Origin of the sequence: Bacillus sp. FSL K6-0994, from assembly GCF_038630815.1 — a bacterium.
In the GTDB taxonomy this organism is placed as follows: Bacteria; Bacillota; Bacilli; order Bacillales; family Bacillaceae; genus Bacillus; species Bacillus safensis.
In genome coordinates this window covers 368,608-394,415 of record NZ_CP152043.1, presented here as the reverse complement: position 1 = coordinate 394,415, position 25,808 = coordinate 368,608, and the positions used below count along the sequence as shown (strand labels likewise).

At 45.6% G+C, this 25,808-nt stretch carries 3 protein-coding genes and 1 riboswitch; all 3 genes read right to left on the bottom strand.

Going from position 1 to position 25,808, the window contains the following annotated elements:
* Nucleotides 1-40: 40 nt before the first annotated feature.
* From MHB69_RS02000 to MHB69_RS01990, 3 genes are read right to left on the bottom strand one after another with little or no spacing between them, the layout of a single operon-like run.
* Nucleotides 41-3,877, bottom strand: a complete 3,837-nt coding sequence (locus MHB69_RS02000; protein WP_342495944.1) for an amino acid adenylation domain-containing protein — start codon at nt 3,875-3,877, stop codon at nt 41-43.
* A 43-nt stretch (nt 3,878-3,920) separates the two neighbouring features.
* A complete protein-coding gene (locus MHB69_RS01995) occupies nt 3,921-14,621 on the bottom strand; it encodes an amino acid adenylation domain-containing protein (RefSeq protein ID WP_342495943.1) in 10,701 nt (3,566 codons plus the stop codon).
* Nucleotides 14,622-14,643: 22 nt separating this feature from the next.
* Nucleotides 14,644-25,356 carry an amino acid adenylation domain-containing protein gene (locus MHB69_RS01990; RefSeq protein WP_342495942.1) on the bottom strand — a complete coding sequence of 3,571 codons (10,713 nt, stop codon included), beginning with the start codon at nt 25,354-25,356 and terminating at the stop codon, nt 14,644-14,646.
* A 145-nt stretch (nt 25,357-25,501) separates the two neighbouring features.
* A riboswitch (cyclic di-GMP riboswitch) is annotated at nt 25,502-25,595 on the bottom strand.
* Nucleotides 25,596-25,808: the final 213 nt, after the last annotated feature.

Genomic DNA, 25,808 nt, shown 5'->3' with positions numbered 1-25,808 from the left:
AGGCAGGACTGCCAATATGCACCCCTGCCTGAACTAAAGTTTACAAAACGGCTTCTCTATTTTTTTGATTAATTATCTTTTGGATCAGCTGGGCATTTTGAGCTGCACATTCTTTGTTTTTGAACATGTCAGTGTGCTCACCGTAGCCTTGATAATAGCGATAAGCACCGGTCGTCGCTTCTTCCCAATGATCCATCCAATCTGGAATCTCAATTTGCTCTTCTGATTGGATGAAATCAATATCTGCTTGTATCTTTCCTTGATTCACCCCCTTAACAAATGTTTCATAATAGGCCCTCGTTTTTTGAGCAAGCGCTTCTTGAACGAGCGCTTCTTGGGCAAGTTCACTTTGCTTTGATTGATGGACAATCGCTGCGATATCGTCATCGATGGATCGTCCTTCTAAATCACTTTCTCCAATTTTCTTATAGGAATCGATCATAATGACCTTTTCCACCGTCCGACCTGCTTGTTCAAGCGATTGAACGAGCTCAAAGGCCAGATAGCAGCCGCCAGAGTAGCCCATCAAAGTCAGCGGTCCTTCAGGCTGAAGGTGCTGGATATGATGAACGTATTGCGTCATGCGGTGATCAGCTTCAATAAAGTCAAAGGCGATCAAACGAACGCTATCAAGCGTTTTGGCGGCTTCCTGATAGATAAAGCCGTAGCCAGGTAATGGCGGAAGAGCAAAGACTGTTGAAGTTTGAGATTCATTGAATACAAGATAACCGGCAGCTTCATGAACCTGCTGTTGAATATAACGGCTGATGGCTTCAATTGTCGGCGTCTCAAACAGCAAGTGAATAGGCACCTGAACATCGAATTCCTTCGACACCTTTGATAAAAGCGACATCGCTTTTAAAGAATGTCCGCCAATCTCAAAGAAATGGTCATCTGTACTGATATCATCTCGTTCAAGCACTTCACGCCACATGACAAGCAGCTTTTGTTCTACCTCATTGGCCGGAAGCTTCACATGGCTGTTTCCTTGAGGCGCCTCTGGCTTTGGCAGCTGACGTTTATCAACTTTTCCATTTGGTGTCAGCGGCATTTTCTCAAGTCTGATCAGCTCATGAGGCTGCATGTATGCCGGAAGTTTCTCCTTCAGCCCTGACTTGATCACATCCACTTTGTCCTTCCACTCATCCTCACACGTCATATAGGCGAGCAGTCTTGTATGCTGCGACGAGCCATGCTGATCCGTTATAAGGGCAGCTTGCTTTACGCCTGGATGCATGAGAAGGTGGGCTTCAATTTCTGTCAGCTCAATTCGGTGTCCGCGAATTTTCACCTGATCGTCCACTCTGCCTACATACTCAATCAGACCGTCTGCTCGAAAATAAGCCAAATCACCCGTACGATACAGCCTTTCTCCCGCAGCAAATGGATGTGTGATAAAGGCTTCTTTTGTCAGATCAGGACGGTTCAAATATCCCTTCGCAAGTCCTTTGCCGCTGAGACAAAGTTCTCCGACCATTCCAATCGGCTGAAGCTGTCCTTGCTGGCTCAATATATAAGCACCCGTTTGGTTAATCGGCTTTCCGATTGGAATAGAATAAGCTTCGATCGGCGGAGCTCCATCTACAGGATAATAGGTGGCGAAAACCGTTGATTCAGTTGGGCCGTAGACATTGATTAATCTGCCTTTCCCCATGACATCAAAGGCTTTTCTCACATGCTGTACAGATGCACGTTCCCCTCCGAACAGCACCTTGCGCACACTGCGCATCCAATCAGTTTCTTCATCAACGAGAAGATTAAATAAAGCAGTTGGAACAAACATGACAGAAATGCTTTCTCTTTTAATCAGCTCCGTCAGTTCGTGCATATCTAAAATGGTGTCTTTTTTCGGCAGGACAAGCTTTGCTCCGTTTAAAAGCGCACCATATACATCAAAGGTAAAGCCATCAAATACGCTGTTGGATAGCGACAGCAGTGTATCTGTTTCTGAAATGGTTAAGTAGTTCGTATTTTTGACCACCCGGGCAATATTGGAATGGGTGGTCATGATGCCTTTTGGCTGACCTGTTGTGCCTGATGTATACATGATATATGCCGTATCGTGTAAACCTGCTTCCAGCGGCAGATTCTCTGAGCTCATTAGTGAAATCTCCTGATCATCTGCAAACAGATACGTGCCATCAAACGCGAGTCCCTTCGCCTGACCAATAAAGGATGAGTGAGTCAGAAGATGCGTTGCTCCGCTGTCTTTAAGCATGTATTGAATGCGGCTTTCTGGATAATCAGGATCAATTGGCACATAGGCTGCGCCTGCTTTTAAAACAGCAAGCAGACTGACAATGAGTTCAGGCGTTCGATCGGCTAAAATGGCGATGACCGTTTGATGTTCGGCTCCATTTTTCTGCAAATGCCTTGCCAATCGATTGGCCTGTTCATTCAGCTCGGCATATGTCATCGTCTGCTCTTCTGCTGATAGCGCCACTGCATTTGGCTGTTTGCGGACATTATGCTCAAACCATTTCGATAAATACAGCTGGTCATGCTCAAGCTCAGGTGCATTCCATTCCTCAAGAATCAGCTGTTTTTCCTGTTTTGTGACGAATGGGAGTGTATGAACCGATTGATCGGGATGCTTGACCGCCTCATTGATCAATAGGCTGAGCTGTTCCTTTAACGTGTGAACAAATTGAGGATCAAACGCTCTTTGGTTAAAGGCAAGCTTCAATAGTAATTCTTCTCCAGGCGATGCGAGCAGATTGAGATCATAGTTTGATTTTTCATAGACATTCATGTCCTCCACCGTGAACCCTAACCGTGCCTCTTGCTCGTCCTTCTTTGCAGCTGGGACATTTTCAAACACGACAATATGATCAATGAGCTGCTGCTGACCTGTCTTTGCTTGAATATCATAAATCGGAATATATTGGTGCGGCTCGGCTGCAAGAGACTGCTGCTGTGTTTCTGACAGGAGCGCACGAAATGTCATGTGATCTGTCAGCTGAATTCTTCTTGGGATGACATTGATGAACAACCCAACCATCCTGTCAACGCCAGCCAAATCTGCCGGACGTCCTGACACAACTGTTCCAAACAGCACATCATTTGACCGCTGATACCTGCTCAGCAGAACCGACCAGACTGATTGAAGCGCACTGCTTAACGTCGCATTTTGCTGCAGCGCTAACTCTGATAAAGCGGCCGTTTCTTCTTTGCTCATGGACCATTCAATTTCGCCTAATTCATGTTCATTCGTCTGTTTCCGCTGCTCTTTAAAGGTCGATTGTCCATCAAACCCCGCTAATGATTGCTGCCAATATTGAAGTGATGCTTGCTTATCTTGTTTTTCCAGCCACTTTATATATTCTTTATATGGTTTGACCGGCGCTAACTTGTAAGGGACGTCATGTAAAAGTGCATGATAAATCGCAAATAACTCCTGCACCACAAGTCCAAAGCACCAGCCATCCAGAAGGATATGATGATAGCTCCATATCCAGCGATAGCTGGCAGGGCCCGTTTGGAAAACAGATGCCCGCATGAGAGAATCCTTCGAGAGGTCAAATCCTCTCAGCTGATCCTGTTGTTTGAATTTCTCTATACGTTCAAGCTGTTCGTCTTCAGAAAGATCTTGCAAGTCCACAACATCAAGTGTAAAAGGACGTTCTTTTAGTACAACTTGGACAGGGCGCTTTACTTTTTCGTGGAGAAACACGGTACGAAAAATATCGTACCGCTCCACGATGATATTCATGCTTTTCTCAAGTAAGTCATAACGCAGTGTGCCCTTAACGTTCATATCCATTTGCTCTACATAAAAGCCCTTTTCTTGATGATGGAGGGTATGAAACAGCATTCCTTCTTGCATCGGTGACAGATAATACATGTCTTGAACTTGATCCCTTTTAAATTGACTCATCTATTTCATCCTCCCTTCCTTTTTTATGATTCATCTCGTGTTGTTAAGTCAATTTCTCCTCAAGCATGTCAAAAATGTCGTCCATTTCATCCATTTCAAGGTCAGCCGCAGAGAAGTCACTTGGCGTAAATTCCCGTTCTTGCTGCGCTAAGCAATGAGTGATGATAGATTGAATTTTCCCCTTCAACAATGCCATGAACTGCTGTATCGTCTGTTCTTCATATTCACGTGCACAATAGGAACAAGATAAAATGAATCGATTTTGTTGAACAAGACCACTAAGGTTCAGCTTATAAACAGCTTCCGAATCAGGGCTTGCTTGTCGTCCCATATCATAAGTCGACGGCCCAAAGAGTTCTGTCGTCACTTCCTGATCAATCTGTCCAAGATAGTTCAAGCTGATTTCAGGATGTACGTGCTGTCCTGACGGTTCAGCGGCTGTCATGTATTTTAAGATCCCGTAGCCGATTCCTTTATTTGGCACACGCCGCAGCATTTCTTTCGTTCCTTTAATAGCATCAGCTATGGTCTGATCCGGCTTCGCTTCAAGAACAACTGGATACATACTCGTAAACCAGCCAATTGTGCGAGAGACATCCAGCCCTGATAAAATATCCTCTCTACCATGACCTTCAAGCTGCACATGTACATGGGACTCACCTGTCCACTCTTGAACAGCAAGACCGAGAGCACATAAAAGAATATCGTTCATTTCCGTAGTGTACGGCAGATGAATATCGGTCAAAAGATGTTCAGTTTCTGTTTCTGTCAGCTGCATTTGAACCGATTTGGTTTCGGCAACTTTTCTTTTCGTCACTTCATGATCCACAGGTAATGCGGTTAATGGTTTGCTTTCAATTTCTGCCCAATACTCCTGCTGACTTTTTAAAGGCTGTGACTGTGCATAACGTTCAATGGCCTCTGCCCATTCTTTAAAGGAATGAGTTTTCAGCGGCAGGACAAGCTTTTGTCCCTGAACTGCCTGCTGATATAGAGACATAAAGTCCTCTAGTAAAATCCGGCATGAGACACCGTCAATGACTAAATGGTGTGTCACGATGAGTAAATGATCGCCATCTTCTGCATGGAAACAAATCACTTTCATTAACGGACCTGTTTCGAGGTTCAGCTGACGCTGATACTCATTGGCATATGTGGAAACAGCCTTTTTCACGTCGTGCTCTTTTGAGACATCATGAGAAATAATCGCCAGCGGTTCCATGAGCTCTCGCTGGTTGTATTGCAGGATGCCGCCATGTTCCTGCTTGTATACCATACGCAGTGCATCATGATGTGAAAGCAGTTTTTCCATGACTTGTTCTGTAATGGAAAGGTCAAATCCATTTGGTGCATGAAGCATCATCGAGAGATTCCAATGGTGCTGATCGCTGAATGCTCGTTCAAAGAACCAGCGTTGAATCGGTGTTAAAATGACTTCCCCTTCGACAGGTGATTGGTCGGCTGTGAGAAGATCGGCTTCCTCGATATATGGACGAAGCTCCGCAATCGTTGGGTACTGGAATAGAAGTTTCATATCGAGCTTCCAGCCTGCTTGCGTGAGTCTGCTTGCCATTTGGATGCCTTTAATGGAATCTCCGCCAAGGAAGAAGAAGTGATCGTGGATGCCGACTTGGCTGACGCCAAGGACATCTTCCCAAATGCCGCAAAGCAGCGTTTCCACTTCATCTCTTGGTGCTTCGTATACCGTTTGGTTCGCTTCGATATCAGGTGCTGGCAATGCTTTGAGATCGATTTTTCCATTGGCCGTCATTGGAAATTGATCTAGTTTTATGATCCATGATGGCACCATGTATTCTGGTAACGTGCGTTTTAGGCTTTCTTTTAAGTTCTCTGTATCTGTATCGTTCTTCGTGATCACGTAAGCGGCAAGGGCATCCTGATCACCCGCATCTTTGACCGTTGTCACGACGGCTTCTTTGACCGAATCCAGCGTCAGGAGCTGCGCTTCAATTTCTGACAGTTCAATCCGGAAGCCCCGAATGTTGACCTGATGGTCTATTCTGCCGAGATAGATCAGCTCGCCATCCTCTGTCCATTTCACTAAATCCCCTGTGCGGTACATGCGCTCGCCTGGATAAAATGGATCTGGGACAAATCGTTTGTCTGTTTCCTCTGGAAGATTCCAGTAGCCTCTAGCTAGCCCTTTTCCTGCAATGACGAGCTCACCGGGTACGCCTGGCGGCGACAGGTCGTATAAAGAACCCATGATGTAAAAACGTGTATTGGCAATGGCTGTTCCTATCGGAAGCGTGCCTTTTTCTGGATCGATCATTCCACTTGTCGCTACGACTGTATTTTCAGTCGGACCGTAGTTATTCACGAGTTTGTATGGAACCGGCTTTACCTGTTTCAGCTTGTCTCCGCCTGTTAGTAAATAACGCAGAGAATGGTTGTCCATTGACATAAACTGCTCGCATAACTGCGTTGGCAGGAAGGCAATGGTGATGCCTTTTTCATTGAAATAAGCATTGAGCTTGATCATATCGAGGCGAATCGCTTCGTCGATAATGTGCAGCTCTGCACCGGCGATCCACGTCGGGAACATCTCCCAAATGGAAGCGTCAAAGCCAAAGCCGGCATATTTCGCAGTTCGATCGTTTTCCGTCACTTGGAACGCATCATTGTGCCAAAATGCAAGATTCACAAGGGACTGGTGCTCAACCATGACACCCTTCGGCTGTCCTGTCGTCCCGGACGTGTAAATCATATAAGCGAGATCTGTTGGCTTCACATGAAGCTGAATCTCGTGAGCTTCTCCTTCTACCGCATCTTCTATGAACAGGACATGACCTGTAAATGAAGATGGTGCAGTGAGCCCTTTTTGCATCAGAAGTACCTCTGCCCCGCAGTCTTCCAGCATGTACGCAATGCGCTGCGCTGGATAATCTGCATCAATCGGAACAAATGCCGCACCTGCCTTGAGGACACCAAGGACAGCGGCTGTCATATCAAGAGATGGGCGGGTGAGAATACCGACGCGGTCTCCTGGTTTTGTGCCGTTTGCGATAAGTCTTGAAGCGACTGTATTCGCCCGATGGTTCAGCTCATCATACGTCCAGCTCGTTCCGCAGAAGACCACTGCTTTTTGGTGCGGTGCTTCAAGCGCCTTAGCCTCAATCAGGGCATGAACGGTTTTATCTAACGGGACGTCTAGGTCTGGTCCTGACCATTCATTGATCAGCTCTCGTTTTTCCTCTTCAGTTATGAGAGATAGCGCTGAAATTGGCTGATTCAGCTTAGCCAGCATATCGTCTATGATTTTTTCAATATACATGCTCCAGCGCTGAATGGTGCTCTTTTTAAACAGGGCCGCCGCATACTCAAAGCGCAAGCCCACTTGGTCATTTTCTTCAAATACACCGAGCGTTATATCAAATTTTGCATGAACGGTATCTTGCTGCTTTTGCGACAGCTTGAGTCCATTCAAATCCGGTAACGTCAGGTCACGGTCATCTGTTGTCAGCATGACACTAAACAATGGATTGCGGCTCGTGTCTTTCGGAAGATCTAACTGAGCCACCAATTCCTCAAACGGGAATTCTTGATGTTCATAGGCTGATAGGCTGCGATCTTTCATTTTTTCAAGCAGCTGCGCTGTCGTTTCTTCTGGCTGCACTTCGTTTCGAAGAGCCAGTGTATTGACAAACATGCCTGGAACCCGTTCGATCGAAGCATGCGTACGTCCTGCGGTCACAGCGCCTATGACGATATCTGTCTGCCCAGTTAACTTGGAAAGGAAAATGGCAAATGCCGTTTGCATCACCATGTTCAAGCTCACACCTTTTTCCGCCATGAGCGTTTTGATGGACTGCACCTTTTCAGCAGACAACCATCTATCGACTCGCCCTCCTTCAAATGACTGAACTTGAGGACGCGGAAAATCAAGGGGCAGTGCTAAGTCTTCCGGCGGCTGTGTATATTGCTCCAGCCAATACTGCCGCTGTTTCTCAAGCAGTGACTGCTGCTTTTCTTCCTGCTGCCATACCGCAAAATCCTTGTAATGCAGCTGAACTGGCGGTAACGTCTTTTTCTCATACAGCTCTGCGAGTTCTTGAATGAGCAGACTGCGTGTGACACCATCTGCAATGATATGGTGCATATCCATCATGAATACATATTTCTCATCAGAAAGCTTCGCCACTTTTGCCCTCATTAATGGTGCTTGATGTAATGAGAATGGTGTAATGAATGACTCGACGACAGACTGCTCCTGATCGCCCTCTATTTCATCAACCTCTAATGTAAACGGTACTTGGCGATAGACTTTTTGAACGGGTACGCCGTCAATTTCTACAAAGGCTGTCCGAAGTGATTCATGTCTGTCGATCAAGGCTTGAAGCGCTGCTTCCAGCTGCTTTACATCAAGACTGCCTTCCATCATTAAAACGGCTGGCATATGATAAGTGACTGCTTCTGGATGCAGCTGCTGCAGGACATACATACGCTTTTGAGCAGAAGAGACAGGATAGAAATCTTGCTTTTCCGCCGGCTGAATGGATGTCACCACTGAAGAATCCGTTTCTTCCAAGTAGGCTGCCATCGCCCGTATGGTTGGCTTTTCAAAAAGGACTTTGAGCGGCACATGCTTGTTCAGCTTCGCTTGCACCTTCGAAATGAGCACCATGCCCTTGAGGGAATGACCTCCCAATTCAAAGAAATGGTCAAGAACGCCCATTTGTTCAACTCCAAGAACTTCTGACCAAATGTCACACAGCGCCCGCTCAAGTTCCGTTTCTGGTGCCACATGCGCCGTACGGTTCATATGCACCTCATGCGGAAGCGGCAGAGACTTCGCATCCACCTTTCCGTTTTGGGTGAGTGGAATGTGATCGACTTTCACAAAATACGTTGGAATCATATAATCCGGCAGTGTCTCCGCAAGATTTTCTCTAAACGTCAGTGTTCCAATGTGTTCAGGCGCTGTGTAATAGAGTGCAAGCTCCGGCAACCCGGACAGGTGCAGGACTTTTACATAGACTTCTTGAATAGATGCCAGTGCACGTGCGGCATGCTCAATTTCCTGTTTCTCAATGCGATAGCCGCGGATTTTCACTTGATCGTCGACTCGTCCAAGAAACTCAATATCTCCATTTGCATGCTGTCTGACCAAATCCCCTGTGCGATACATTCTCTCTTGAGGATCATATGGATTTTCAAGAAAACGTTCCGCTGTTAATTCAGGCTGATTCAAATATCCTCTCGACACGCCTTCTCCAGATATATAAAGCTCTCCCGGCGCGCCATAAGGGACAAGCCGCTGCTGCTGATTGCATACGAGCGCTCTTGTGTGAGCAATTGGCTGTCCGATCAAAGATCGTTCCTTCAAAGCGTCCAGCTCTTGCGGTGTGATCAGCTTGGTCACTGTACCAATGGTTGTCTCAGTCGGACCGTAATGGTTCATGACTGCCACGCATGGATGCTGCATCATAAATGTTTCAACATCCTCAGGGATCACCGGTTCTCCTCCAAGTACCACCAGGCGTAAAGCATTAAATGAATGTTCCTTAGAATCTGCCATCATATGAAATAAGGATGGTGTCATTTTGATATAAGTCAGCTCTTGTTCATCAATCAACCGCATCAGACGTACAGGGTCTGTATACACGTCTTCACGAGGAACATAGAGTGTCCCCCCTGCTTTTAAAACAGGGAAAATGCTTGTGTAACCAAGATCATATGCATAAGAAGAAAGCAGTGCCGTCCGATCACATTCCTGCAATGTCACCTCATTTATCAACCAGTTGACATAGTGTGATAGATTACGATGCGTGAGCTGTACACCCTTCGGCTTCCCCGTTGTCCCAGATGTGTAAATGACATAAGCGAGCTGATCAACCGACACTTCCGGCAATTCTAGTGGATGGCTTTGATGCACTGCTTGTTCAACCTGCACCACTTGAATCGACTTATGATTTTGATAGGAATCTGATAGAGACTCATTTGTCACGATGACTTGTGCACCTGAATCCTCTAATGTGTAGCGGATTCGTTCAGCCGGAAAGGCTGGATCAATCGGAACAAACGCTCCTCCTGCTTTCATCACACCGAGCATAGAGACGATGACATAGACAGAGCGGTCAAGAATCAGTGCCACAGTTTGTTCTTTCTCTACGCCTCGTTTTTTAAGCTCACAGCTAAGTGCATATGACATATCCTCAAGCTCGCGGTAGGTGAGTTTTCTTTGATCATCCATGACGGCGATAGCATCCGGTGTTTCCTTCGCCTGACGCGAAAATTGGACATGGAATGGCTCATGACGATTCGTTTGCTCTTCGCCTTTTTTCTCCAAACGTTCTATTTGTTCATGCTGATCCAGTATATGGAGCAAGCCGATCTGTTCCTCTGGATGACGAACCGCCTCACGAATAATCGCCAGGAAGTGAGTTCCGAACCGGCGGACGGTCTCTTCTTTAAATAACGCCGCTGCATAGTCAAAGCTCAGCTTTAATGCTCCCTCGCGTTCAAATGCTTCTAAAGATAGATCAAATTTGACCGAGTGATGCTGAATGGCATAAGGCGAAATGTGCAGATCGCCGAGCTTTAGCGCCGGTACCTCCATGTTCTGCATGTTAAATGACACGCTAAAAAGCGGGCTCCGAGTTGTATCACGGTCTAATGGAAGATGTGCAATTAACTCTTCGAGCGGATAGCTTTGATGTGCAAAAGCGTCAACACTTGTTTCTTTTATTTCTTCAAGCAGCTGTAAAAATGTTTTGGTTTGTTCTGGTTTTCCGCGCATCGCAATGGTGTTGATAAACATCCCCGGCATGTCCTGGATATCAGGGTGTGTCCGTCCAGCAACAGGCGAACCCACAATGATATCTTCCTGCCCGCTATAGGAGGCAAGAAGCACTTGAAAGGCAGATAACAAGAACATATACATGGTCGTATCGGTTTTCTGAAGCAGTTCATGAATGCGCTGAGTCGTTGCTTGATCACAGCCAAACATGAATCGTTCTCCAGTAAAATCACGTTCCGCTGGACGCGGATAATCAGTTGGCAGCTCTAAAACCGGTAAATCTCCTTCAAATTGCTTCAGCCAATACGCTTCATGCTCCTTCTGTTTCTCCGTTTCTTCTTCACTTAGCTGCCAGACAGCGTAATCTTTATAATGAAGGGCTCGTTCAGCAAGAGCTTCTCCATCGTAGGCCTTCGCCAAATCTTGAATGAATGTCTTCATGGAGCTGCCATCTGTAATGAGATGATGTGCTTCCAAGACGAGAAGATGACGATGCTCACTGACTTTCAGCAGCTGAGCTCGCAAAAGGGGTGCTGCTGTTAAATCAAATGGCGATTGACGTTCAGTAAGAAATGCCTCCGCCTCTTCTTCCTTGATGTGATGAACAGGAAGGTCAAATTCAGTCCATTCATGCACCCTTTGGACAATGTCTTCCCCGTTCATATGAAAGCTCGTTCTTAAGATTTCATGTGTTTGGATTAACTGATTAAATGCTGATTTGAGCCGCTGATATTCGAGTGTTCCTTCAAGCGTTAAGACGATCGGAATATGATAATTCGTGCTGTCAGGTTCAAGTGTCTGCAAAATATATAAACGGCGCTGAGCTGGTGATACCGGATATTCGTCCGCCTGCTCTGCTGGCAAAATAGGATGTCCGGCTTCTTCTTGACCATCCTGATCGATGTAAGCCGCTAATGAACGAATCGTCGGCTTCTCGAAAATCACTTGAATCGGCACTTCCTTTTGAAGCACTTCTTGAACCTTTGCAGACATCATCATCGCTTTAAGCGAGTGCCCGCCAGCCATAAAGAAATGCTCGTCTACCCCAACCGTTTTCCCAAGAAGCTCCTCCCAAATGTCAGCGAGTGCCTTTTCTGTCTCAGTCTCAGGCAGAATGATTTTGATTTCCTCGCGATGCACTTCGTCAGGCTTAGGTAAAGCTTTTCGATCTACCTTCCCGTTCGATGTCAGTGCAAAGGTATCCAGCTTCATCACATGGTGCGGCACCATATAAGCTGGCAGTTTTTGATTGAATACATCTCGTACCTCTTCTTCTGTCAGTGACCCTGTGAAGTAAGCGATGATTTCCTTTTCATCTGAAGAAAGCTGCTGAACAAGTACAACTGCTTCATCTATCCCCGCTTCTTGGTGAAGCACTGATTCAATTTCACCAAGCTCTATACGGAAGCCACGAATTTTCACCTGATCATCGGCACGGCCGAGGAATTCAATCTGACCATCTGCACCATATCTAGCCAAGTCCCCCGTTCGATACATCCGTCCTGACGGCTTAAAAGGATCTGCCATGAATACTTGATCAGTCAAATCTGGACGTTTGATGTACCCTCTTGAAACACCATCTCCGCCCACATACAGCTCTCCTGGCGCTCCAATCGGCTGCAGTCTTTGATAGTCATCTAAAATATAAGCTGACGTATGATTGATCGGCTGACCAATTGGGATCGGACCCGTTTCATCTCCTCTTACTTCGTAAATGGTCGAGATGGTTGTATTTTCAGTTGGGCCATAGACATTCAGCAAGGTAATTGACGGATGCTGCTTTTTCACAAGCTCCGCACTTTTCACATTGATCACATCACCGCCGGTGAATAATGTTTTTAACCCTTTGAACATTTGCGGCCGCTGCTGAGCGAGCTGATTAAATAAACCAGTCGTTAAAAAGAGCGCTGTGATCTGATGTGTTTGGATAAATTGTTCGAATCGGTGAATATCCAATAAAGTATCACGGTCAATAGGATAAAGCGTCGCCCCATTCAGAAGCGTAGTGAAGATTTCAAGGGTAATCGCATCAAAGCTGACAGCTCCTGTATGCGCCATACGATCCGACGTGTTCAAGCCTATTTTTTCCTGAGAGCATGCTAACCTCACAATATGCTGATGCTCAATTTGAACTCCTTTTGGCCGTCCAGTTGATCCCGATGTGAACATGATATATGCCAATTGAGATGGAGACGTCTCGACTGATAACTCCGCTTGTGAGTGATGAGACAAGCCGGTCACACAAACAGCTTTGATGCTTTCATCAACTGGCGGCTGGCTGTCAGCATAGAGCAAAACGGATACGCCGCTGTCTTCAAGCATCCAACGGATTCTCTCCTCAGGCTGAGCTGGATCAATCGGTACATAAGCAGCCCCTGCATGTAAAATGGCCAAAATAGAGATCACCGCATCTGCTGATCGGTTCATATATACCGCGACAGCATCCCCCGGCTGAACGCCGTTTTTAACAAGACTGCTGGCTAAACGACGGATTTCTTGTCCAAGCTTCTCGTATGTGAATGTTCGCTCGCCTTCGACTAATGCCGGATGGTCAGGCTGCGCCTTGATACGTTCCTCGAGCAGCTCAGGAATGGACAGATGCTTCGGATAATCTCGCTCCGTCTGGTTCCATGCTTCAATTTGCTGCTTTTCTTCTTCTGTAATACATGTCACTTCATGAAGACGTACGTCAGGATTGTGAATGATTTGCTTCATGAGGTTGGTCAGATGTTTTGATATGTTTTCAATGACCTTTTCTTCAAAAGCCATCGCATTGTATTTGAATGTCAATGTCCACGTTTCACCAGGATAGACAAGAATATTGAGATCGAAATTCGTTTGTTCAAATCCGTCCTTTACATCAATGGCAAAACCGAGACGTGCAGACATGGTGTCACCAGACAGCTCTTGATCTAAAGGATAGTTTTCAAATCCAACCAAATGATCAAAGAGCTTTCCTCCAGCAACTGTTTTCTGCTGAATGTCATAAAGCGGCATAAAATCATAGTTTTCCGCTTCCAGTGCATGCTGCTGAACCGTTTGAAACAGCTGTTTGAAGGTCTGCTCCTGATCTAATGTCACTCGAACAGGTATCGTATTGATAAACAGCCCTGCCATCCGCTCAATCCCAGACACACTTGGAGGTCTGCCTGATACGACTGTTCCGAATGTGACATCATCTGCTGCATGATAGGTGCCTAAAAGAACGGACCAGACAGCCTGAAAAAGGTTCGGTGCTGTCACTTGGCATTGTCTTGCCGCATCTTGAATGGCTTGTACGGTTTGAGCGTCCCATGTAAACGTCCATTCCCGATGATCATATTGTCCGTTCGCTTCTTTTTGCTGCAGCAGCCCTTGGTGCTGAACAGCACCATCCAGCCGCTCCTTCCAATAGTCTTCCGCTTCTTGTTTGTTTTGCTTTCCAAGCCACTGGATATAGTCCGCATAAGGCTTACCTTGTGAGCGATCCGGTGTTCGGCCGTTCCGATAAGATTCATAGTAATGAAACAGTTTTTTCATCAACACACCCATGGACCAACCATCCATAATAATGTGATGGTTGCTCCAAATCAGGTGCCAGTTTGTTTCATTTAATTGAAAAACAGCGACTTTCAACAACAGATCATTCGTTAAGTGAAATCCTTGCTTTCTCACTTGCTTTTTATATTGATCCAATACCTTTTTCTGCTCTTGATGATTCAGATGAGATAGATCTTCTCTATACACATCTATATGACGTTCAGCCAGTACAACCTGACGAGGCTTTTGTAATTGCTGATAAACAAAGGCTGTACGCAGAATGTCATATGTCCGTACGAGTTCATTGAGACTCTTTTCAAAAAGATCGAGATCAAAATCTCCGCTTATTCCAAGCTCAAGCTGTGTGAAATAAGAGGAGGAATTAGGGTCTAGCATGGCATGATACAGCATGCCCTCTTGCATTGGTGTTAAAGGATATACCTTTTGAATTTTCTGCTTGCTCATAAGTCCACCTCTTCATTTTTGCTTAAAATAGATCCATTAGCTTTTCAAGTTCGTCCATGGTGAGATCCTCATCCCCCACATCACTAGGTGTGATCTGACTCTCATCCTGTGATAGACAATGTGAGATCAGTGCCTTCACATTCTTTTCTAAGAGTTCCTTGAACTGTTCGATCGTACGTTCTTCGAATTCAAGGTGATGATAGGAAATCGTCACATGGAGCATTGCTTGTTCTACGAAACCAACAATATCCAGCGCATGAGGTTTCTCAGATTCAGGGCTCAGCGATTGTCCTGCATGCCATGGAGAACGCCTCAATTCACCGCCGCCGATCTGTTCATCAAACTGACCAAGATAGTTAAAGCTGATATCTGGTGTGACTTGAAAATCGATATCGTCCTTCATCTTGTCAGGTGTTAAGTATTTTAAAACGCCATAGCCGATGCCCTTGTTCGGAATGTGTCTGAGTTCCTCTTTTAAATACTTGATCTGATAAGAAAGATCGTCTGCATGCGACATATCCAATAACACAGGATACATACTAGTAAACCAGCCGATGGTCCGTGATACATTGACTGCAGGAAGGATGTCCTCTCTCCCGTGTCCTTCAAGATGAATAAAGTGCCTGTCTTCACCTGTCCACTCTTTCATGGACAACCCTAATGCCGTCAGCAAAATATCATTGATTTCTGTTTGGTAGGCTTCATGTACATCCGTCAGCAGACTGCGTGTTTCCTCTTCAGACAATGTAAAACGAATGGTCTGTGTATGAAGCATTCGTTGATCCTCCGTGACATGATCCTTTTGAAGTGGAGGAACGGAATGCGCAAGCACCTTTTTCCAATAATCTCTTTCCGATAGCAGCTCATCTGACACAGCGTATTCAGTCAGCTTCTGGGCATATTCTTGGAAGGAGTGTGTTTTTTCAGGAAGGGTAAGAGTTTCCCCGCGCTTCGACTGTTCATAAAGAGCCATGAAATCTTCAAGGAAAATGCGCCATGACACACCATCAATGACAAGATGGTGTACAGCCAGCAATAAATGATCCCCTTGATCCGTTCGGAAAATGGCAGGTCTCACTAAAGGCCCGTCTGCTAGCGATATACTCGCCTGCACTTCATTTGCCAGCTTTTCTACCTGCTGGATTTGCTGCGACAGCTCTCCTGTTACTTCCACCACATCAATTGCCACATTATTTTCCTCGATTCCTCGATGACGCTGGATGACGCGCCCTTCTTCGAGCGGATACACCATTCGCAAGGCATCATGATGAATCATGAGCTGTTCCAGTACTTGCTGAACGTTTTTCTCATTTAAACCATTTGGCGCATGAAGCATCATCGATTGGTTCCAATGGTGCTGATTCGTAAAGTTTCGTTCAAAGAACCAGCGTTGAATCGGTGTTAAAATGACTTCTCCTTCGACAGGTGATTGGTCAGCTGTCATTTGATCAGCTTCCTCGATATATGGGCGCAGCTCCGCAATCGTTGGGTACTGGAATAAAAGTTTCATATCGAGCTTCCAGCCCGCTTGCGTGAGTCTGCTTGCCATTTGGATGCCTTTAATGGAATCTCCGCCAAGGAAGAAGAAGTGATCGTGAATGCCGACTTGGCTGACGCCAAGGACATCTTCCCAAATGCCGCAAAGCAGTGTTTCCACTTCGTCTCTTGGTGCTTCGTATACCGTTTGATTCGCTTCGATATCAGGTGCTGGCAATGCTTTGAGATCGACTTTTCCATTGGCCGTCATTGGAAATTGATCTAGTTTTATGATCCATGATGGCACCATGTATTCTGGTAACGTGCGTTTTAGGCTTTCTTTTAAGTTCTCTGTATCTGTATCGTTCTTCGTGATTACGTAAGCGGCAAGGGCGTCTTGATCACCCGCATCTTTGACCGTTGTCACGACGGCTTCTTTGACCGAATCCAGCGTCAGGAGCTGCGCTTCAATTTCTGACAGTTCAATCCGGAAGCCGCGGATATTGACCTGATGGTCTATTCTGCCGAGATAGATCAGCTCGCCATCCTCTGTCCATTTCACTAAATCGCCTGTGCGGTACATGCGCTCGCCTGGATAAAATGGATCTGGGACAAATCGTTTGTCTGTTTCTTCTGGAAGATTCCAGTAGCCTCTAGCTAGCCCTTTTCCTGCAATGACGAGCTCACCGGGTACGCCTGGCGGCGACAGGTCGTATAAAGAACCCATGATGTAAAAACGTGTATTGGCAATGGCTGTTCCTATCGGAAGCGTGCCTTTTTCTGGATCGATCATTCCGCTTGTCGCTACGACTGTATTTTCAGTTGGACCGTAGTTATTCACTAGTTTGTATGGAACCGGCTTTACCTGTTTCAGCTTGTCTCCGCCTGTTAGTAAATAACGCAGAGAATGGTTGTCCATTGACATAAACTGCTCGCATAACTGCGTTGGCAGGAAGGAAATGGTGATGCCTTTTTCATTGAAATAAGCATTGAGCTTGATCATATCGAGGCGAATCGCTTCGTCGATAATGTGCAGCTCTGCGCCGGCGATCCACGTCGGGAACATCTCCCAAATGGAGGCGTCAAAGCCAAAGCCAGCATATTTCGCAGTTCGATCGTCTTTCGTCACTTGGAACGCATCATTGTGCCAAAATGCAAGATTCACAAGGGACTGGTGCTCGACCATGACACCCTTCGGCTGTCCTGTCGTCCCGGACGTGTAAATCATATAAGCGAGATCCGTTGGTTTGATATGAACCTGAATTTCGTGAGCTTCTCCTTCTACGGCATCTTCTATGAACAGCACATGACCTGTAAATGAAGATGGTGCAGTAAGTCCTTTTTGCATTAGAAGTACCTCTGCCCCGCAGTCTTCCAACATGTATGCAATACGCTGCGCTGGATAGTCTGCATCAATCGGGACGAATGCCGCACCTGCCTTGAGGACACCAAGGACAGCGGCTGTCATATCAAGGGACGGACGAGTGAGAATGCCGACGCGGTCGCCTGGTTTTGTGCCGTTTGTGATGAGTCTTGAAGCGACTACATTCGCCCGATGGTTCAGCTCATCATACGTCCAGCTCGTTCCGCAGAAGACCGCTGCTTTTTGGTGCGGTGCTTCAAGCGCCTTAGCCTTAATCAGGGCATGAACGGTTTGATTTGATGGGACGTCTAGGATAGGTCCTGACCATTCGTTCAGCTGTTTTTGCTGCTGCTGTGGTGACAATAATCGCATTTGATCTAACGATTGATCTGGTGCTGACACCATTTGTTCCAGCAAATGAAGGAAATATTCTTTCCACTTTTCAATTGACGTCTTTTGAAAGATAGAACAATTAAAATCAAACACGAGCTCAATTTGATCTGCGGATTCGTTTCCAGTTAAGGTCAAATCAAATTTGGCATTCTTCTCTTCGAATGGCTGTGGAACAATGTGAAGCCCATCCATTGATAAATCGCGAATATCCGCATTTTCCATTGAGAATACCACGTCAAAAATTGGATGGCGGCTTGTATCTCGAACCGTTTGCACCTGATCTACCAATTCTTCAAATGGGTACAGCTGATGCTCGTTTGCCTCTAACACAAGCTGATGCACATTTGACGCAAATTCAGCAGCTGTCTGATGTCCTGCTGGTCTTGTTCTAAGTGCCAGCGTGTTCACAAACATGCCGATCACAGATTGAATATCAGGATGGGTTCTGCCAACAACCGGAGAACCAATGATGATATCCTCTTGTCTTGAAAGCTTGCTTAAAAGAATACTGTAGCCAGCAAGCAGGACTGTATAGGTCGTACTGTTGAGCGCTCTAACGAGTTCGTCCAATTTCGCTTTAAGCGAACCTTCGATTGTAAATGAGACACGATCTCCTGCGAATGTTTGCACTTTTGGCCTTGGCAGGTCTTCCGGCAGTGCCAGTACAGGCAGTTCCCCTTCTAATTGATCCAGCCAGAATGCCTCTTCAGCTGCTTTTTGCGCAGCAGATGCCTCACTTTTTGACCAAACTGCATAATCCTTATATTGAACAGGTAATTCCTCTAGTTTGTCTCCCCGATACAAGGCTGATAGCTCCTCAATTAAAATGCCAACAGACGCACCATCTGAAATGATATGATGCATATCAATCAGTAAATAATGGACATTTACGGAAACGGAAACTAGCCCTATTCTGAGTAAAGGCGCTTTTTCTACATCAAATGGCCTGATAAAGTCATTCATTAATTCCTGTATGTCTCGGCCGTTCTGTTCAATTTTTTCAATGTCTATAGAGACATTTGTTTCAATCCGTTGAACAGGTTCATTCTCAACAAAATCAAAGCTCGTTCGGAAAGCTTCATGACGTTGGACTAGCTGATCAATTGCCTTTTCAAATCGTTTTTCATCAAAGGCGCCTTCTAGCTTTAAGGCAGCCGGCATATGATAGCTTTGCTCCGCATCAGTCATTTTCTCCAAAACAAACAGTCTTTTCTGAGCAGATGTCACTGGATAATAGGCCGCCTCTTTGGCAACTTCTACTCGCTTGATCTCCGTTTGATCCGCTTGATCAACCGCAAGGGCGAACGCTTCTAATGTTGGGGATTCAAATAAAGACTTCAAAGTGAGCTCCACCTGCATCTCTTCATACAGCCTGTTCAGCATTTTCATGCCGCGCAGCGAATGGCCTCCGCATTCAAAGAAATGATCATGCCTGCCGATTCGCGGCACTTCAAGAACTTCCTCCCAAATGTTCGCCAGCAGACGCTCTGTTTCTGTTTGAGGAGAGGTGTATTCATTTGCCCCCTGCTCACTGAGATCAGGTGCCGGCAGCGCCCGCCTATCGACCTTGCCATTATTCGTCAAAGGAAGCTCGTCTAATTGCATGAAAAATGCCGGCATCATATATACAGGCAGTTCACGTCCTGCTTGCTCGCGCAAATCAGTTAATGAGACAGATCCTTCTGCTGTGAAATACGCACATAACGTGTCATTCGGAGCAGCAATGACGACAGCTTCCTTCACCTGAGGATGCCGCAGCAGCTGGTGTTCAATTTCCCCAAGCTCGATACGCTGTCCGCGAATCTTCACTTGATGATCGATCCGTCCAATGAATTCAATATCTCCATTTGACAGCCAGCGTGCAAGATCGCCCGTTTTATAAATGGTTTCTTCAGGGCGGAAAGGATTGTTGACAAACTTTTCGCTTGTTAGTTCTGGCTGCTTATAATATCCTTTCACCAGTCCATCACCAGCGACACATAGCTCTCCCGCCACACCCGGCGGCTGAACATGTCCAAACTCATCTACAATATAAACAGCCGTTTGACTCACTGGCTTTCCGATTGGGATGGATAACGCCTGCTTCTCAATGTGATTCACAGGATAATATGTGGTGAAAATTGTGCTCTCAGAAGGTCCGTACATATGAACAAGCTTGTCTTTCCCAACTGTCTCAAGTGCAGTCACTACATGAGGCACAGAAGCACGTTCTCCGCCAAACAGCACTTTTCTTACGTTTTTCAGGCTGTCTTTTTTCATATCGATGAGTAAGTGAAAAAGAGCTGTCGTGATCATTAAAATACTGACTTTTTCCTTCTCAATCGCTCCAGAAAGCTCATTCATGTTTAAAATATGATCCTTTGGCAGAACAATGAGTTTCGCTCCGTTTAATAGAGCACCAAACACATCAAACATAAAGGCATCAAATACATAGTTTGAGAGGCTCATCACTGTGTCTTCAGGATGAATGGTGAGATAATTCGATTGCTTCACCGTTCTCAATATGTTCCGGTGTGTCACCATATTTCCTTTAGGCTTACCGGTTGTACCAGATGTATAGGTCAAATTCGCTAAGTCCTCAGGTGAAATATGAACATCTATAGGGCTGTCTGACTGCTGAGCAATCGCTTGATCTTCTGTTTCTATGATGGTTCCCTCAAATGCAGTGAGCACCGAGCGATGGCGCAGCACTTGATGTGTCAGTAAGAATTGTGCACCGCTGTCTGTTAAAAAGTGCTTCACGCGCTCATCAGGGAAATCGGGGTCAATTGGTACATAGACACCGCCAGCCTTAAGCACAGCCAAAACAGAGAGCACCATTTCATTGGAACGTTCAAAGAATAAGGCCGCTTTCATTCCTTTTTCAAAACCATTTTCACGCAAATAATGAGCCAGCTGATTCACTCGGTCATTCAGCTCTTGATAAGAAAGAACCACATCTTCACATTGCAATGCAGGCTGATGACCATGCTGCTGCACCTGTTTTTCAAACTGCGTCACAATGGTCTCTTCCGCTGGATAAGGCGAAGGTAACGGATTCCACCTATTTAACTGAGCTTCTGCTTCTTGTTCAGACAGTAATCGATAGGATCGAATAGCTTCCTGCGGCGCTTGAACCATCTGCTCCAGCAGATAAACATAATGTTTCATCATCTGCTCTGCCGTACTTCGTTTAAATAGCGCCGTACTGTAATCAAGTACAAAGGATAAACCTTGATCTGACCCCATCGCTTGCAGTGTTAAATCAAATTTCGCAATATGGAAATTGGTTTCTTCAACCTCGACCAGCATGTCTCCAATATGCTGAGCTGCTCCATGATCCGGCGCGAGTGTAAAGACGGTGTCAAACAATGGATGACGGCTAAAATCTCTTGGCACATTCAGCTTTTCAAGCAGCCGTTCAAATGGATATTGCTGATGCTCAAATGCCTGCATCGTCTTTTCCTTTACTTGCTCAATCAGCTGAGACATGGTTCCATTCGGATCTACCTCCGACCGCAAAGCAAGTGTCTGGACAAACATACCGATCATGTCATTCAAATCTGTATGCACACGCCCTGCCGCCGGTGTTCCGACCACGAATTCCTTTTGACCCGTATATTTCGCAAGCAGTGTATAGTAAGCAGAAAGCAAGACCGTATACAGTGTCGTGTGATGGTTTGCTGCAAGCTCCTGTAATTGATTCTTTAACGCTTCATCTATTTCTTTGATGACACGATCACCTGCGAAAGACTGGACAGCTGGACGCTGATAATCAGTCAGCAGCTGTAAAGCCGGAATATCACCCGAAAATTCTTGCAGCCAAAATGCCTCTTCTTTTTGAAAGCCTTGGTGCTGTTGCCAAACAGCATAATCTTGATATTGAAGCTTCAATGGTGCTTTAACCGATCCCTCGTAAGCATCTGACAGCTCACGCAGCATCAAATCGATCGAAAGACCATCTGAAATCAAATGATGCATATCGAAAAAGAGCAAATGCTCCTGATCATGCAATGACTGCAAACCAATTCGAAGAAGCGGTGCACACTCAAGATCAAAAGGTCTGACAAATTGCTGCATGTTTTCTTCCACCGTACCGCCTGTCAGCTGTTCTATTTGAAAGGACACTGATGAAACAATCCGCTGACGAGGAACACCTTTTATCGTATGAAAAGAAGTACGCAGCATATCGTGACGTGAGATCAGCCTGTCAAAGGCTTCAGTCAGCTTCTCAAGCTGCAGAGTTCCTTTTAACCTCACAACAGCAGGCATATGATATGCAGTGCTTTGCTCCAATTGACTCACCATATAGACGCGCTGCTGTGGAGGCGACAATGGATAATGATCAGCAGCCGGCGCTTTTGGTATCACCGTTTCAGAAGACCTTTCTGCTTGCTCAATATAAGCAGCTAGAGCAGCAATTGTCTGCTGTTCAAATAAAACGGAGAGCGGCACCTCCACTTCAAAGTCTCGCTGAACCTTGGTAAGTACGGTCATCGCTTTGAGCGAATGCCCGCCTCGATCGAAGAAAGAATCATACACACCGATCTTCTCTTGATCTAGAATGTCTTCCCACAAATGAACAAGCTTCGTTTCTATATCGTTTCTAGGTGCCGTATAAACAGCATGTACCGCTCTATCACCTTTTAACGCAGCAAGTGCACGACGGTCGACTTTGCCGCTGACTGTGAGTGGAAAAGCATCGAGTTCTTTGAAATAAAGCGGCATCATGTAAGCTGGAAGCTGATGTTTGATAGCCGCTTGCAGCATGTCAACAGACACACCTTCATGACGAGCTTGATAGTAAGCACTTAACGCCTTTTCTCCATCCGCTTCGTCAACCACTAGCACGACAGCCTTATCAACTCCATCTACCTGCTCCATCACAGCTTCAATCTCGCCTGTTTCTATCCGGTAACCCCTTATTTTCACTTGATCGTCCATTCTGCCAAGATAATCAATCGTGCCATCCGGAAGCCATCTGACTAGATCCCCCGTTCGATACATCCGCTCATGCGGAGAAAACGGATCTGCTGTGAATACCTTCTCCGTCAATTCAGGCTGATTCACATAGCCTCGCCCAACACCTATACCGGCAATGCACAGTTCTCCAGCTGCCCCATGCAGCTGTAATTGATCATGTTCATTTAAAATATAAATACGATGATGACCAAGCGGTTTTCCAATCGACACATAGCGCTGTTCAGTTGATTCGCTCAGCTCACTGAGAGCTAGACGATGCACCGCCGCATCCACACACGTCTCAGTTGGACCATACACATTCCACAGAGTAAAATCAGGCTGACTCATACGAACTGCTTCGATGAGTGAACGTGCTGCTTTCGCAGGCAGCGCTTCTCCCCCAATCAGCATGTGCATCAATGACAGCCCGTCCAAATCCGCAGCAAGTAAAAGCTGCACATGCGCCGGTGTTCCATCTGCCGCTTCAATTTGATTTTTTCTGTAATAAGCCGCTAGCTGCATGCCATTTCTCGTCGTTTCTCGCGGGATGATATGAAGCGTATGTCCAAATAAAAGGGCAGCAAAGATTTGTTTGACTGATGCATCGAAATGGAATGGGGCTAGAAGCGCCATTTGTAGCTCATTCGCCCCTTGATACATCTCATGATGCAAAGCATGGACCAAATGATGAAGCTGAAGATGCTCAATCATGACGCCCTTCGGCTTTCCAGTCGTACCCGATGTATAAATCATGTAGGCTAAATCATCCGGCGCCGTCTGTTCTACGAGCTCAGGCAGCTGTCCACCATCTAATAATATTTGCTGCTGCACGATTAATTTTTCCGAGAGGGCTGGGTACTCTTGAATGAAAGATTCATCTGTTAACACAATAGAAGCACCTGAATCCTCCACAATAAATTGAATGCGCTCCTCAGGTAATGCCGGATCAATTGGTACATATGCCCCGCCAGCCTTTAGTATGCCGAAGACTGCTGCCATGGCATCTGTCTTCCGCTCCATCAAAACAGCAACAGGCACATCACGTGAGATACCTTTCATTTGTAAAAAACGTGCCAGCTTTTCTGCCTGTTGTTGCAGCTCTCCATAAGTAATTGTTCCATTTTCTGCTACAACGGCTGTCCGGTCTGCATATTTGTGGGCTGTCTCATCAAACATGTGATGAACCGGTTTTGCTGCTGGCCTTTCAAACGATTCTCCTTCAGATAATTGCAGCAGCTCCTTTTGTTCACCTGCTGAAAGTAAAGGCAGTGTCCCGATCAGCTGATCAGGCTGAGAGACGGCCGCTTCTAGTAATATCAAGAATCGATCAAACATCTTACTCATTTCTTCTTCTGTGAATACATCTGTACGGTAATCCAAATCAATGGTCAATGTATCAGTATCCCAGCGGTCTTTCACATGTATTGAAATATCATTCATTCCGCTCCCGCTAAAAATCGGTTCAGTAATGAACGACAGATTCTCTTTTTTCTGCCACTGCATCACCTGATACTCTAAAGAAATATCAAAAAGGCGTCCTGTAAACCCTTCTCTTTCCCGCAAATCATTCATGAGCAGATTGTAAGGGTACTTTTGGTGACGTAATATCTTCATTTGATCCGCCATAACCTGCTTTACGAAATCAAGAAACGATTGCGACCCTTGAACAGATGCACGCATTGGAATCGTGGATACAAACATCCCAATCATCTTTTTTTCTTTGGCATTCGTCCGGTTGCCCATAAAGGTTCCAAGAACGACATCTTCCATACCGCTAAAACGATGTAAGTAAATATAGACAGTGGACATAAACATTGAAAGCATGCTGACTTTCTGCTCTTCACAAAAGACACGAAGCTTCTCTTTTAAAGAATCTGGAACATCCCCTGAAAATCGCTCCGCATGTAAACTCATCTCGTATCCCTTATGCGGTTTTAACGATGCGAAGTCTGGAATATGAGCAAATTGCTCATTCCAAAAAGCTTGGTCTTTTTGAAAACGTTTAGAAGATTCATAGGTCTGCTCACTCATGATGTGATCAACGAAGGAAATCTCCTCAACTGGCGAGATGTCTACTCCTTGCAGCATGTCATGATATAAGTCAATAATGCGATTTCCCATTAAAATGATGGAAATACCATCCGCGACAATATGATGTGCTTTACAGAACAGCCAGCACTCTTGATCACTGATTTGAAACACCGTAAATTCAATCAAGGGGCTGTCAATCAATGGCATTGGCTCACGAATCTGCTCGTTTGCCCAAGCCCTTACCTCCTCTTCACTCCAGCCCTTTTCCATGCGAATCAGCTGTTTTTCATAAGGTTTGATATATTGAACAGGCTCCTCCTCTTCATCTCGATACACGAGCCTCAGACGAAGAGAGTCAGTTTGTCGAATGTACGCTTGAAGCACATCGACGACCAAAGAAGGATCGAGACCAGATGCTGATCTCAACCTGGCGAATCCACCCAAATTAGAAATACTTGTACCTGGATAAAATCTTTCCGTGTAGAATACTCGCTTTTGCGCATGTGTTAAGGGGTAATAAACTGTATTCATTCTCATCCTCCGCCTCTTCTATGTTTTCTCCACCAATTTCACCCTGCACCCTCTATATCAAAAGAACCAAGTCTATTTCATTAAAATAGACGGTTTAACAGAAAAGGAGCCCACCCCGAATAAAACGGAGGGACTCCCATTTCCATTCGGTAGCCTGCCGACCTTAGCAAAAAAAGAATCATTTACCTTAGGACATGGCTTTGCGTCTCTATGTTTCCATAGATTTGCCTTTTTCTTCTTTTCTTTTAGATATTTTCTATTTACGTCCACTTTATATGAAAATATTGTTTTTTTCACCGAAAAATGGGTGTAAAGATTCATGCGTCATACCGAAGGGATCCTGTGAGAATTGACGATATTTACCGAAAATAACTAATAATAGTTGCGTTCAACCGAAAATAATCGACTAAATACCGCAAAAATTTCATATTTTCCCTTAAATTTTGAAAATA

Bases quoted from the DNA above. Each gene is read 5' to 3' on its own strand.
- MHB69_RS02000 (WP_342495944.1), bottom strand. From the start codon at position 3,877: ATGAGTCAATTTAAAAGGGATCAAGTTCAAGACATGTATTATCTGTCA.
- MHB69_RS01995 (WP_342495943.1), bottom strand. From the start codon at position 14,621: ATGAGCAAGCAGAAAATTCAAAAGGTATATCCTTTAACACCAATGCAA.
- MHB69_RS01990 (WP_342495942.1), bottom strand. From the start codon at position 25,356: ATGAATACAGTTTATTACCCCTTAACACATGCGCAAAAGCGAGTATTC.